The following is a 13332-nucleotide window of genomic DNA, read 5'->3' as shown; positions in this document are numbered from 1 at the left end:
GCCCGCCCCCGTGCGCATCGAGCCGGTGGAGGACAGGGGTTCGTTGATCATCCTCACCCCCGAGCGCTTCACCGTGGCCAACCCCGAGCACGTCGCACTGGCGCGACAGGTGCGCGAGTTGCTGGCCCAGGCAGGGCTCATGCGAACAGCTGGAGCAAATCCTCCCGGGTGATGGCGGCGGCGCCCGAAGCCTCGCTGAGCGCGGCTTCGAACAGGGCGCGCTTCTTCTCCTGGAGACCCAGGATCTTCTCCTCCACCGTGCCCTGGGACACCAGCCGGTAGACCATCACCGGTCGCTCCTGCCCGATGCGGTGCGCTCGGTCCGCGGCCTGCGCCTCCACCGCCGGGTTCCACCACGGGTCCATCAGGAACACGTGGTCCGCCGCCGTGAGGTTCAGGCCCGTGCCTCCGGCCTTCAGCGACATGAGCAACACCGGCGCTCCGTCCTGGCCCTGGAAGCGCGACGTCACCTCGCCTCGGTTCGCCGTCGCTCCGTCCAGCCGCTCGAAGCCGATGCCCGCTCCCTTGAGGCCCGGCTCGATGAGGTCCAACAGCGACGTCCACTGGGAGAAGACCAGCGCCTTGTGGCCTTCCGCCACCGCCGTCTCCAGCGCATCCACCAGCGTCTGCACCTTGGAGGACGTCTTCGCGTGCTGACCCGGCACCAGCGCGGAATGGCAGGCCGCCTGTCGCAGGCGGAGCAACGCCTCCAGCGCCTTGAGCACGCTGCCGCCCTCGTTGAGCAGCGCCACCACCTCCGCGCGCGTCGCGGCCATCACCGCGTCGTAGACGGAGCGCTCGCGCTCATCCAACTGCACGTGCATCACGGAGTCGGTGCGCGGCGGCAACTCCGGCGCCACGTCCTTCTTGAGGCGGCGCAGGATGAACGGGCGGATGCGGCGACGCAGGCCTTCCGCCGCTCCGGGCTTGCCGTCCGCGATGGGCTGCGCCGTCTTCTCCTCGAACTGGCGGCGGCCTCCCAACAGGCCCGGGTTGGTGAAGTGCATCAGGCTCCACAGTTCATCCAGGCGGTTCTCCAGTGGCGTGCCGCTGAGCGCGAGCCGCAGGTTCGCCTTGAGCCCGAACGCCGCGCGCGACACCTGACTCTCCGGGTTCTTGATGGCCTGGGCCTCGTCCAGCACCACCGCCTCCCACGTGGGCGCGCCCAGCACCGCCGCGTCCAGGCGCAACAGCGCGTACGTGGTGAGCGTGATGTCCGCCGCGGGGTCCAGCTTGCGGCCGGGGCCGTGGTACACGCAGACCTTCAACGACGGCCGGAAGCGCTGCAGCTCCGCCACCCAGTTGGGCAGCACGCTCGTGGGGCACACCACCAGCGACTTGGGGCCCAGGATGCAGATGGTCTGGAGCGTCTTTCCCAGACCCATGTCGTCCGCGAGGATGCCGCCCAGCCCCGCGCCCTTCAGGAACGCCAGCCAGCTCACGCCCTGCTGCTGATACGCGCGCAGCGTGGCGTTGAGCTCCGCGGGCAACACCGGCGGCGGCAGCTTCTCGAAGCCCTCCACCAGCGGGGCCAGCTTGTCCAACCCCGGAGGCGGCGGCTGGTCCAATGACTCGCACAGCTGGGTCAGCTCCGGCAGCGCGTGGTTCGCGACGCGGCCGTCCTCCTGGCGCGCGGCCAGCAGGGCCGCGACGCGCTGCCCGTTCTTGTCCAGCCACGCGCGAGGCAGCGGCGCCCAGCCGCCTCCGTCCAGCGGCACCAGCCCCAGCCCCTCCGTCCACGCCCGCACCACCGCCGCCGCGTCCACCGTGCGCGCGCCGCCCTTGCCGCCCTCCACCTCGAACTCCAGCGTGAAGCGCACCTCCGGCACGCCCGTGCCGGACGCGCCGCCGTCCACGCGCAGGGACGGCTTGAGGCGCATGTCCGGGCTGACGATGCCCGCCGCGTCGCCGCCCAGGTCGCCCCGGAACTTCCGCAGCTTGTCCGCGAAGCGCATCATCTCCGGGCCCTGCACCGTGAGCCTTCGGCCGGGCACCAGGTTCAACTCGTCGCGCAGCTGGTGGAGCAGCTTCTGCTCCGCGGCCTCGTCGCGCAGCGGCACCGCGCCGCGCAGGTACACCATGCGCCCGTTGTCGATTCGCACCGTCGGCGGCGCGCCGTACACCAGCGTGGGCAGCACCGACAGGCCCTGCGTGAGCTGGTTCAACTCCAGGAGGATGCGCGGCTTCAGGTCGCGGTCCACCGACGGCAGGCGGCGGCTCCGCATGTCCACCGGCATGCGCCGCGCCAGCTCCGGGAGAATCTTCGCGGACAGCTCGCCCAGTTGCTCCGGCGAATACGTGCGCACGAGCGGCAGGTGCTGGAGCCACGCGCCCGTCATCGCCGTCTCGCCCAGGCGCACCAGGGACTCCGCCGTCAGCGCGACGCCGGGGCTCACCACCTCCGTGATGCGCGGATCCCTCGTGATGGTGATGACCCACTGCTGACCCTTGTCCTCCACCTTCGCGCGCGGGGGCAGCACCTCGCCGGACACCGCCACCGGCCGGCCATCCAGGAGCACGTTGCGCGCGGGCTCCAGGGCCCTCAGCAGCGCGTCCAGCTTCTCCGCCAGCAGCGGGCCCCGGGTGCGCCGCTCCAACAGGCGCTCCATCACCAGGTCCACCTGCTCCACCTGCAACGTGACGCCGGCCTGGGGCTTCGCCAGGCGCCCCGTGAGGTCCTCCAGCGGTTCCTCCGTGCCGTCCGCGTGCGCGAGGACCCGGTGCAGTTGCAGCCCTCCCTCCACTCGCGTGAAGCGGTACACCACGCGCGACCAGCGGTCCGACACCGCCTCCAGCGGCGCGTCCTGCTTCTCCGCCTTGTCCAGGGAGATGGCCGCCGCGACCACGTGCTCGCACGGGTCCACCGGGCTGGGGCAGTCGCACTCCCACGCCTCGTCGCCCGGGTAGAGGACGACGGTGAAGGCCACGGCCCGGCCCGCCACCTTCACGCGCAGCTCGATCTCCGAGGCCGTGCGCGACTGGAGCGCCACCGCGCCGTCACGCGCGAGGCTGACGCCCCTGGACCAGAGTCCCGGCTTGGCTTCTTTCCGGACGGCTTCGAGGAGCTGGGTGTTCTCGGACATGGCAGGCGGATTCCCTACGCCCCGCCACGCCCTTGCGCAACGTCGGATGCGTCCCGGCCGATGGCCAGGCTACTCGTCGTCGTAGGACGGCTCGAAGAGGTAGGTCAGCTTCACCATGAACTCGCGGCTGAACACCGGCAGGGGCGCGTGTCCGCCGTTGTAGGGCTGGGCCACCCGGAAGTCGCTGCCCAGCAGGTTGTAGACGCCCGCGCCAATCTCCAGGCCCTTCGTCCCCACGTTCTCCGCGCGCACGAAGAGGTTGAGCAGCAGCCGGGGCGACAGCGTCTGGACCTCCGACACGCCCTCCTCGTCCGGCGCCCCCACGGCGAAGCGCTGGCCCACCAGCACGGCGGTGGGGCTGACGGACAGCCACGGCAGCACCTTCGCCGTTCCCGTCAGCGTCACCTTGTGCGTGGGCAGCCCGGTGAAGGCCTTGGGCTGGCCGGGCACCAGGTAGTCCTCCACGTCGTTGCGCCCGCCCGGCCGGTAGAACGAATAGCCCGCCTGCGCGCGGCCCCAGGACCCGCGCAGCCGGTAGTCCAGCTCGATGCCCCGGCTGCCCAGGCGGCCCAGGTTGCGGTACGCCTCCGACGCCGTGACCGGGTCGTACGAATAGATGATGGGGTCCGTCACGCCCACGTCGAAGGCGTTGGCGCTGAAGCTCTGGCCCTCGCCCAGGCGTACGGTGGCCTCCAACTCGTACACCGTGGTGCGCTCCGGCCGGACGTCGTCGCCCAGGGAGATGTTCTCGATGCCCGGCGCTCGGAAGGCGCGGCTGTAGAGCGCCTTGCCGCTCACCGGCCCGAAGGACTTGAGCAACACCAGGCGCGGCACGAACGAGCTGCCAAAGGCGCTGTGGTCCTCGAAGCGCGCGCCCGCCACCACCGTGGCGATGGGGTTGTCCGAATACACCTCCATGAAGGCCGCCACGTTGCGGTAGGAGACCTCGTCCTCGTCGCCGTTGAAGGGCTCCTGCTGGCCGATGCCCGCCGGGCCCCGCAGCTGCCCCTGGTCGAACGCCAGGTCCACGCCGCCCGTGAGCTGGAGGAAGTCGAACGCCGCCCAGCGCGCCAGGGCCCGGCCGCGCAGGCGCCGGTAGCGCTTGTCGTAGAAGAAGTCAGACGACTCGTCCGAGTCCCGGTAGGACTCGCCCAGGGTGAGGTTCAGCCGGGGGATGATTTCAATCCGGTCCGTGGGCCGGAAGCGGTCGCTCAGCTCGGCGTGGAACGACTCGAAGTCGGTGTTCGCGGGCGTGGGCAGCACCTCGTCCACGGAGACCACCGACGTGGTGTCCTGGCGCTGGTACAGGATGCTCAGCTGGAGGTCCCGGTAGCCCACGCCGGCCTGCACCACCGTGGGGTCCATCGCCGACGCGCCGTTCATGCTCGCGGAGTCGCCGTAGAAGTCGTCGAACACGGCGTCGCTGCGCTGCCCCTGCCCCAGCGACGCGGACGCGAACGCGCTCAGGCCCGGCGCGCTTTCGAACACCTTGCGGCCGGACACCGTGAGGCTGCGGCGGCCCAGGCCGTGCGCCAGCTGCCCGTAGGTGCCCACCACCAGCGCGTCCGTGCTGCCCTGGATGCCCCGGGTGATGACGTTGATGACGGCCAGCTCCGCGTTGCCGCCGTAGATGACGGAGCCGGGGCCGCGCACGACCTCGATGCGCTCAATCAGCTCCACCGGGAACTCGTGGCCCAGCTGCATCGTGGAGTAGAGCTGCTCGTTCATCTCCTTGCCGTCGATGATGAGCAGCACCTTGCCTTCCTGGCCCCACAGGCCCCGGAAGCCCGGCCCCACCGTGCCGGACACGTCCACGCCGAAGAAGAAGCCGGGCACCTGCAACAGCACGTCCATCAGGTCGCGCGCGCCGGAGGCCCTGATTTCGTCCGCGGTGATGGCCGTCACCACGGCCGGCGAGTCATGCAGCTTCGTGATGGCGAACGACGCCACCTGGCTGTGCACCTCCGGCTCTTCGTCCAGCTGCTCCTGGGCGGAGGGCATCTCCCCGGGGTCCAGGGTGGGCTCCGGCGCCGTCTGCGCGAAGCCCGTGCCCGAGCCCAGCAACGCAAGCCATACACACACACGACGCCCGTGCCTGGTGAAGCCCATACGAAACAACCTTCTCGAAGTTGGGAGACGCGAGCCTGTCCCGGGGGGAGACAGGCTTCACGTGAAACAGAGTGTAGCGACTTCAGCGGGGTCCGAAAGTTCTGGGATTACGCGCACTGCGTCGAATGCGGGCGTAGGCCTTGTTCACTTCACGCGCACGCGGGTGCTGCGGCCCGGCTCGACCTCCACGGTCATGCGCCGCTTCACCTCGCCGTTGACGCGGACCTCCACCTTCGCGGGGCCGGAAGGCAGGGCCTGCGCGGAGATGGGCGGGAAGCCATACGGCCGGCCGTTGATCCACACCTCGCCGTAGAGCCCCGGCGACGTCACCTCCAGGTCGCCCCGCTGCGCCACGGCGGCCTTCGCCACGGAGGGCTCGGGCGGCTTCGTGGGCTCCGGGTCGCGCGGGGACGCCACGGGACCACCCGCGGCCGGGGGCGAGGCCGGGGCCACGGCCGCCACCTGGGCCACGGCCGGCTTCGGCGTGGACGGCGTCAGTTCCGCGGAGAGGTCGCGGTTGAGCGAGCGCACCGAGTCCGCGTCCACCTCCACCGTCTCCTCGTACAGGCGGCGGTCGCCCTGCGCGAGCACCACACGGTGCGCGCCCGCGGACACCGGCAGCCGCGCCGGCGTCATGTCCACCGCCCTGCCATCCACCATCACCACCAGCCCCGGCGGCGTGGACGTCACCAGCAGGAGCCCGCCCTTCGCTTCTTCCTGCGGAGCGGCCTGGGCGACCGGCTGCTCGCGGGCGCCCCGCTTCCCCAGGCGCGTGCGGGGCGGCGTGCGGCTGGGCGCCGGCTCACGCGGCGTGGGCGCGGTCCGCGTCTGCTCGCGCGAGCGCAGGTCGGTGGCGATGCCCAACAGCCGCGTCAGGTCGCTGTCCCCCTCATCCGGGCGCAGCTTGAGCGCCTCCGTGAACTGCGCGACCGCGCGCCCGTAGTCGCGGTCCTCCAGCGCGGCCAGGCCCGACGCGCGCAGCGCCCGCACGAGCCCCGCGTGCGAGTCCTCCTTGGGCGGGGCCACGGACGCCACGGTCCGAGGTGGCGCCACGACAGGCGTGGGGTCGGGAGGGCGCGTGGCGACGGGCTCGGGCTGCGCGGCCTTGCGCGAGCGGACCACCAGGTACGCCCCGGCGTTCACGGCCACGGTGCCCAGCAGGATGACGGCGACCCAGGTCTTCTGATTCTTCACGTTCAAAGTCCCACTTCCCACGACGACACGGTGCGCCCGCCCTTCACGCGATGAACAGCCAGAACACCGCGCTGCCCGCCAGCGCGACACCCGCCGCCGCGGCCAGCCCCCAGGGGAACGCCCCGGCCGAGGCCGCTTCCGGCGACGGGATGACGCCCGTGGTGGAGCCCGTCCCGGTGCTCCGGGGCAGCATGCCCGTGGGCACCAGCGCGCTGGGCTCGCGCAGCTCCACCGCGTGTTCCAGCGGCGCGAAGGGCGACGGGCCGGAGATGCCGCTGGGCATGCGCGTGGAGCCCATGCCCGAAGCATCCGCGGATGCTCCCGGCGACGAGCCCGCCATGGACCCCGGCACCGCCAGCGCCGTGGACACGCGGCCCGTGGCGTCCGGAGGAAAGAGCGTGGCCATCAGCGCCGCCAGCTCCCGGCCGCCGGACGTCCAGTGCTGCGCCGTGCGGTAGCGCTCCAGGTCGTCGTGCAGCTCGCGCGCCGTCTGGTAGCGCTGCGCGGGGTCCTTCGCCAGGCACTTGAGCAGGATGCGCTCCAGGTCCGGCGAGAAGCCGGGAGCCACGTGCGACGGCGGCGGCACGTCTCCCGCCGACGCGGCCATGATGGTGGCCTCCATCGAGTCGCGCTTGAACAGCCGGCGCCCGGTGGACGCTTCGTAGAGCACGATGCCCAGCGAATACAGGTCCGAGCGGTGATCCAACTCCCGGTTCGTTATCTGCTCCGGGGACATGTACGCGTACTTGCCCTTCACCACCCCGGCCACCGTGCGCTCCAGGTTCACGGAGCTCTTCACGATGCCGAAGTCCGCCAGCTTCACGATGCCGTCGCGAGACACCAGCACGTTGCCCGGCGTGATGTCCCGGTGCACCAGCTTCAGCGGCGTCCCGTCCGACAGCGTCTTCGCGTGCGCGTACGTGAGCGCGTCCGACATGGCCAGGCCCACGTCCACCGTCACCCGGGGCCCCAGCGGGATGTTCGCCGCCGCCGCGTGCCGCATGATGCGATCCAACGACTGGCCCTGGATCCACTCCATCGCCAGGTAGTACTGACCGTCGATCTTCCCGAAGTCGAACACCTGCACGATGTTCGGGTGCGTGAGCAGCGCCGCCACCTTCGCTTCGTCCGCGAACATCCGCGCGAAGGGCTCCAGGTTCGCGTACTCCGGCAGGATTCGCTTGATGACGCACGCCTTGGAGAAGCCGTCCGGCCCGTCGATGGTCGCCAGGAACAGGTGCGCCATCCCGCCCGTGGCGAGCCGCTGCACCATGCGGTACTTCCCGAAGAGGATGTCCACCCCGGGTGCGGCCGGCGAAGGCGTCACGGTATCAACCCTGTCCAAATTGTACTCCCAGGACGGAACTCGCAATTCCGGGAAGATACCTATGCCGAGACCTCCCCACAAGTTTCGCACACCGTGTCAACAGGTTTTGCGGTGAATACACTTTAACAACGTGACGGATGGGCGACGGGCGGGTGTCCCGGCATATCCTCCCGGTCCTCCGCGCATGGCGACCTCCCCCTCCGACGCCTCGTCCCCGCTGGCCGCTCCCCGTCCGCTGTCCGCCCGGGACATCCGCACCCTGGGGCTGGCGGCGCTGGGGGGCGCGCTGGAGTTCTATGACTTCATCATCTTCGTGTTCTTCACGGCGGTGATGGGGAAGCTGTTCTTCCCTCCGGAGACGGCGGACTGGCTGCGGCAGTTGCAGACGTTCGGGCTGTTCGCGGCGGGCTACCTGGCGCGGCCGTTGGGCGGCATCGTGATGGCGCACTTCGGGGACCGGACCGGGCGCAAGCGGATGTTCACGTTGAGCGTCTTCCTGATGTCGGTGCCCACGCTGTGCATGGGCCTGTTGCCCACGTTCGCCACGGCCGGGTACGCGGCGCCGCTGCTGCTGCTCACGCTGCGGCTGTTGCAGGGGGCGGCGGTGGGCGGCGAGGTGCCGGGCGCGTGGGTGTTCGTCTCCGAGCACGTGCCGGAGCGCCGCGTGGGCCTGGCGTGCGGGACGCTCACCTCCGGGCTCACGCTGGGCATCCTGTTGGGCTCGCTGGTCGCCACCGCGGTCAACACCGTCTTCACGCCGGAGCAGGTGCTGGCGTACGGCTGGCGCGTGCCCTTCGTGGTGGGCGGCGTGTTCGGCTTCTTCGCCGTGTTCCTGCGCCGCTGGCTCCAGGAGACGCCCGTCTTCGAGGAGATGCGCCAGAAGAAGGCGCTGGTGAAGGAGCTGCCGCTCAAGGCCGCGCTGAAGGGCCACGCGCCCGCCGTCGTGGTGTCCATGCTGTTCACCTGGGTGCTCACCGCGGGCATCGTGGTGGTCATCCTGATGACGCCCACGCTGATGCAGCAACTGCACGGCATCCCGCCCGCGAAGGCGCTGGCGGCCAACAGCGTGGCCACGCTCACGCTCACGGTGGGGTGCATCTGTTACGGGCTGCTCGCGGACCGGCTGGGTCCCACGCGGGCCATGGCCATCGGCTCGGGGATGCTGCTCGTCGCCGCGCAGCTGTTCTACCGGGGCGTGGCGAGCGCGCCGGAGCACCTGGTGCCGCTCTACGCGGGCGTGGGGTTCTGCGTGGGCGTGGCCGGCGTGGTGCCCGCGGTGATGGTGCAGGCATTCCCCCCGGCGGTGCGCTTCTCCGGCCTGTCGTTCTCCTACAACGTGGCGTACGCGCTGTTCGGTGGCCTCACGCCGCTCGCCGTGACGCTGGCCCTGAAAGAGAGCCCGCTCGCGCCCGCGTACTACGTCTCCGCGGTGTGCGCGGTGGGGCTCGTGGTGTCGTTGCTGCTCTTCCGGGGTTTCACCGCCCGTGCCAGCGCACCGGACGAGCAGCCCGCGCCGTCGCGCTGACGCCCGCCTGGCGTCCGGAGGTGTTGACGTGTAGCCGACAGATGGGAGGCGCGAGTTCACGAAGCCAACCCCATCCGGGGCGCGTCGGCTATGCGAAGGGGACAGCAGAGGGGGCTTTGGACATGCCCGGTTCCCCTCCCGTGCGCACCTTGTCCCGGCGCGTGCTTCCAGAAGACGGAAGCTTCGCGCATTGACCCTCTCCGACGGAACCCGGCATGCCCAGCAAGACTCCTCTTTTCCAGAGCGGCATTCCCAGCTTCGACGTCATCCTGGGTGGGGGCATCCCCGCTCGCCAGTCCTTCATCGTCACCGGCACGCCCGGTTCGGGGAAGACGGTGCTGTGCAGCCAGGTGGCCTTCGCGGCCGCGGCGCGCGGCGTTCCCGTGGTGGTGGCCACCGTCACCTCGGAGCCCCACGACAAGCTGATGGAGGCCCTGTCCGGCTTCTCCTTCTTCAAGCCGGAGCTGCTGGGCGAGAGGTTCTTCATCATCAGCGCCTACTCGGCGCTCAAGCGGGGTGCGAAGGAGGCCCGGGAGCTGCTGCTGCAGACGGTGCGCGAGCGCGGCGCGGCGATGCTCTTCATCGACGGGCTGCGCTCCATCCGCGACCTGTGGCAGGACGAAGCGCGGCTGCGCGAGTTCCTCTATGAGCTGGGCATCGGCCTGGCCGCCAGCAACTGCATTGGCCTGTTCACCACGGAGTATCCGCTGGAGCGGCTGATGGCGCTGCCGGAGGCCACCACGGTGGACGGCATCGTGTCGCTGTCCGTCCAGACGCACGGCGCGCTCCGGGTGCGCCGGGTGGAGGTGGTGAAGCTGCGCGGCCGGCCCCACCTCACGGGTGAGCACACCATGGCCATCCACGAGGAGGGCGTGGAGTTCATCCCGCGCCTGGAGGCCACCCCGGTGGACTTCCAGGACGACCCCCCCACGCTGAAGCGCAAGGGCTTCGGGTTGCCGGAGCTGGATGGGTTGATGCACGGGGGGCTGCCGGAGCTCAGCACCACGATGCTCGCGGGCAGCATGGGCATTGGAAAGACGATCCTCGCCATGCACTTCGCCGCGGACGCCGCGCGCCATGGGGAGAAGGCGCTCTTCGTCTCCTTCTTCGACGCGCCGGCCATGCTCGCGGCGCGCGCCCGGCGCGTGGGGCTGGACGTGGCCCCCCTGCTGCGTGATTCACGGCTGGTCTTCCACTACGTGCCGCCCATGGAGGTCGAGGCGGACGTGCTCGTGCGGGACATCCTGCGCAAGGTGGACGCGCTCGGCGTCCAGCGGCTGGTGCTGGACGGACTCTCGGATCTGGAGCTGGCCATCCTCGACCCCGGGCGGCGGCGCATGTTCATGGCCTCGCTCGCGATGCGGCTGCGCATGCGGGGCATCACCTCCCTGTTCACCCGGGAGGTGCCGAAGATCGTCGGCACCGAGCTGGACTTCAACGACGCGCCAGTCGCCATCCTGGGAGAGAACCTGCTGCTGCTGCGCTACGTGGAGCTGCACGGTCAGATGCACCGGATCCTGTCCGTGCTCAAGATGAGGGACAGTGAATACGTCACCGACCTGCGCGAGTTCCTCATCAAGGACACCGGCGTGAAGGTGCTCGCGCCCATGCGCTCCGCCGTGGGACTGCTGACGGGTCAGGCCCGCCCGCTGGGGACCTCCATTGGAGGGCTGGGTGAATGAGCCTGGTCCTCATCGCGGAGGATGAAGAGGCGCTCCTGGAGGTCTTCTCCGAGGTGGTGGAGGACCTGGGCCACCGCGTGATTCGCGCGCACAACGGCGAGGAGGCGCTGCTGCTGGCGCGCACGGAGACGCCGGACCTGGTGGTCAGCGACCACATGATGCCCCGGCGCACCGGCATGCAGCTCTTGCACGCCATGCGCTCCGAACCCACGCTGTCGGACGTGCCCTTCCTGCTCCTGAGCGCGGCGCGTCCCCAGGGGCGCGAGGCGGCCCAGACCTTCCTCGCGAAGCCGGTGGACCTGACCACCTTCGAGCAGGCCGTGAGCAACGCGCTCCAGTACCGCGAGGAGACCCGCACGGACGCCGCCCCGGCCGCGCGCGAGCCGGTCAGCTCGGTGAGCCTGGCCCGCGAGGAGATGCTCAACTGGGTGGCGCACGAGCTGAAGACGCCGCTCAGCTCCGCGCGGCTCAACACGCAGCTGCTCCTGCGCAAGGTGCAGAAGCGAGGCATCGACGACGAGCGCCGCTCCGCGGAGGCCGTCCTGCGCCAGTTGGACCGGATGAACGGGCTGGTGACGTCCATCCTGGACGCCTCCCGGCTGGCGGACGGGAAGCTGGAGCTGAAGCTGGCACCCACGGACCTGACGCTCTTCCTCCAGGAGCTCGTCCAGGAGTGGCGCGAGCTGCAACCGGAGATGGACTTCTCCCTGCACGCCCTGGATCCGGTGGAGCCGCTGATGCTGGACGCGGAGCGGCTGCGCCAGGTGCTCAACAACCTGGTGTCCAACGCGGTGAAGTACAGCGGCACGTCGCGCCACGTCGAGCTGGGCGTGACGCTCAACCCGGGCCTCGTCCTCATCCACGTGCGCGACTGGGGCGTGGGCATCCCGGCAGGCGCCCTGCCCCACGTCTTCGACCGCTTCCAGCGCGCGGACGAGGACCGCGGGCGCGGCCACGGCCTGGGCCTCTTCATCGCCGCGGCCCTCGCGAAGCTGCACGGCGGCTCGCTCTCCGTCCGCTCCACCCTGGGTGAGGGCTCCACCTTCATCTTGCGCCTGCCCCGGCGGAACTGAAGCAGGACTGCACGTTTCCGCCGGAACTCCATTCAAACCGACCAGATTGGAAGTCCGCGAACACCCGGTGCTCTCGGTGAATTAGAAAGCGAGTGTGTCCACGCCTCCTCCGTCCCGCCTGTCCTCGCTGCGCGCGTTGAAGCACCGTGACTTCGCCTTCCTGTGGGGCGGCGCGGCGCTGTCCAACATCGGCACGTGGATGGAGGTGCTGGCGCTGGGCGTGTACGTGACGAAGGTCACGGGCCGGGCGGAGTGGACGGGCGGAGTGGCGGCGCTGACGTGGCTGCCGTCCATCCTCTTGTCGCCGCTGGGGGGCGCGCTGGGGGACCGGTTCGACCGGCGCCGCGCGGTGGGGATTGGGGCGCTGGTGCAGATGGTGCTCGCGGGGACGCTGGCGGCGCTGGCCTTCACCGGCGGGCTGACGGTGCGCTGGGTGGCGGTCATCTCGTTCCTCAACGGCTGCGCGGTGACGCTGTTCATGCCCGCGTTCTCCGCGCTCATCGCCGTCTCGGTGCCAAAGGAGGACCTGCACAGCGCGCTGAGCCTCAACTCGGCCCAGGCCAACCTGGGGCGCATCTGCGGCCCGGCGCTGGCGGCGCTGCTCATCGCGCACACGGACATCGGCTGGGTGCTGCTGCTCAACACGTTCTCCTTCGGCGCGGTGATGCTGTCGCTGCTGGGCGTGCGGGGGGCTCCGGCCGCCGTGAAGCCTGCTTCGACCGAAGGGCTGTGGGCGGGCATCGCGCGAGGCTTCCAGGTGGCGCGGGCGGACGAGGCGCTGCTCATGGCCATGGGCGGGACGCTGGCCATCGCCGTGTGCATCGCCCCGTTCACGGCGCTGGCACCCGTCATGGCCATCCGGGTGTTCGGCCAGGACGCGGGCGCCACGTCGATGCTGGTGACGGCGCAGGGCGCGGGGGCGTTCCTGGCGGCGCTGAGCGCGGGCACGCTGGCGGACTGGATGGGACGGGGGCGGCTTCTGGAGGTGAGCCTGCTGCTCATCGGTCCGGCGGCGGCGGCGTACTGGCTGTCCCCGTCGCTGGGCATGGCGACGGTGGCGGTGCTGGCGCTGGGGGCGCTGTACATGCTGACGCTCACGGGGCTGGCCACGCTGTGCCAGGCGCGCGTGTCCGGCGAGTTGCAGGCGCGCATCGCCAGCCTCAACTCCATGCTGCTCTTCGTCGGCTTCACGGTGGGCGTGTGGTCGCAGGGCGCGCTCGCGGACCGGCTGGGCGTCCGGCCCGTCATGGGGGGCGCGGCGTTCGGGTTCCTCCTCTTCACCGTCCTCATGCGCACGCTGCGCTCGCGCGGCTTCGCTGCCTACGAGACCTGACAGGGC

Annotated in this window: 9 protein-coding genes; 5 read left to right on the top strand and 4 right to left on the bottom strand. The window is 70.8% G+C overall.

Going from position 1 to position 13332, the window contains the following annotated elements; all coding sequences use genetic code 11:
* The first annotated feature begins 10 nt into the window (after window positions 1–10).
* Window positions 11–172, top strand: a complete 162-nt coding sequence (locus D7V77_RS18650; protein WP_120577635.1) for an Imm52 family immunity protein — start codon at window positions 11–13, stop codon at window positions 170–172.
* On the opposite strand, the gene D7V77_RS18645 is transcribed toward D7V77_RS18650, so the two are convergent.
* From D7V77_RS18645 to D7V77_RS18630, 4 genes are all read right to left on the bottom strand, one after another.
* Entirely contained in the window at window positions 138–3083 is a 2946-nt protein-coding gene (locus D7V77_RS18645; protein ID WP_120577634.1) for a DEAD/DEAH box helicase, read from the bottom strand. The two genes, D7V77_RS18650 and D7V77_RS18645, sit on opposite strands and share 35 nt — an antisense overlap.
* Window positions 3084–3152: 69 nt before the next feature.
* Window positions 3153–5165, bottom strand: a complete 2013-nt coding sequence (locus D7V77_RS18640) for a TonB-dependent siderophore receptor (protein WP_233597090.1) — start codon at window positions 5163–5165, stop codon at window positions 3153–3155.
* 171 nt (window positions 5166–5336) lie between these two features.
* Entirely contained in the window at window positions 5337–6386 is a 1050-nt protein-coding gene (locus tag D7V77_RS18635) for a PEGA domain-containing protein (RefSeq protein WP_120577637.1), read from the bottom strand.
* Window positions 6387–6429: 43 nt separating this feature from the next.
* The gene (locus tag D7V77_RS18630; RefSeq protein WP_233597089.1) at window positions 6430–7713 is read right to left on the bottom strand and encodes a serine/threonine-protein kinase; all 1284 of its coding nucleotides are present in this window, start codon (window positions 7711–7713) and stop codon (window positions 6430–6432) included.
* Window positions 7714–7897: 184 nt separating this feature from the next.
* Between D7V77_RS18630 and D7V77_RS18625 the strand changes: the two genes are divergently transcribed.
* From D7V77_RS18625 to D7V77_RS18610, 4 genes are all read left to right on the top strand, one after another.
* A complete protein-coding gene (locus tag D7V77_RS18625; protein ID WP_120577631.1) occupies window positions 7898–9238 on the top strand; it encodes an MFS transporter in 1341 nt (446 codons plus the stop codon).
* A gap of 215 nt (window positions 9239–9453) precedes the next feature.
* Window positions 9454–10920, top strand: a complete 1467-nt coding sequence (locus tag D7V77_RS18620; protein ID WP_120577630.1) for an ATPase domain-containing protein — start codon at window positions 9454–9456, stop codon at window positions 10918–10920.
* Window positions 10917–11993: a hybrid sensor histidine kinase/response regulator gene (locus D7V77_RS18615; protein WP_120577629.1), complete on the top strand. Its 1077-nt coding sequence runs from the start codon at window positions 10917–10919 to the stop codon at window positions 11991–11993. The genes D7V77_RS18620 and D7V77_RS18615 overlap by 4 nt, the downstream gene beginning before the upstream one ends.
* A 94-nt stretch (window positions 11994–12087) precedes the next feature.
* Window positions 12088–13326 (top strand): MFS transporter, encoded by a 1239-nt coding sequence (locus tag D7V77_RS18610; RefSeq protein WP_120577628.1) that lies wholly within the window; start codon window positions 12088–12090, stop codon window positions 13324–13326.
* The last annotated feature ends 6 nt before the right edge of the window (window positions 13327–13332 follow it).

This window comes from Corallococcus sp. CA041A, assembly GCF_003612075.1.
GTDB lineage: Bacteria > Myxococcota > Myxococcia > Myxococcales > Myxococcaceae > Corallococcus > Corallococcus exiguus.
Note: the sequence above shows the minus strand (reverse complement) of the source record. Positions and strands in the feature narration are given on the sequence as shown.

Coding starts and splice junctions, on each gene's coding strand:
- D7V77_RS18645 (WP_120577634.1), bottom strand. CDS start 3,083: ATGTCCGAGAACACCCAGCTCCTCGAAGCCGTCCGGAAAGAAGCCAAG.
- D7V77_RS18625 (WP_120577631.1), top strand. CDS start 7,898: ATGGCGACCTCCCCCTCCGACGCCTCGTCCCCGCTGGCCGCTCCCCGT.
- D7V77_RS18620 (WP_120577630.1), top strand. CDS start 9,454: ATGCCCAGCAAGACTCCTCTTTTCCAGAGCGGCATTCCCAGCTTCGAC.
- D7V77_RS18615 (WP_120577629.1), top strand. CDS start 10,917: ATGAGCCTGGTCCTCATCGCGGAGGATGAAGAGGCGCTCCTGGAGGTC.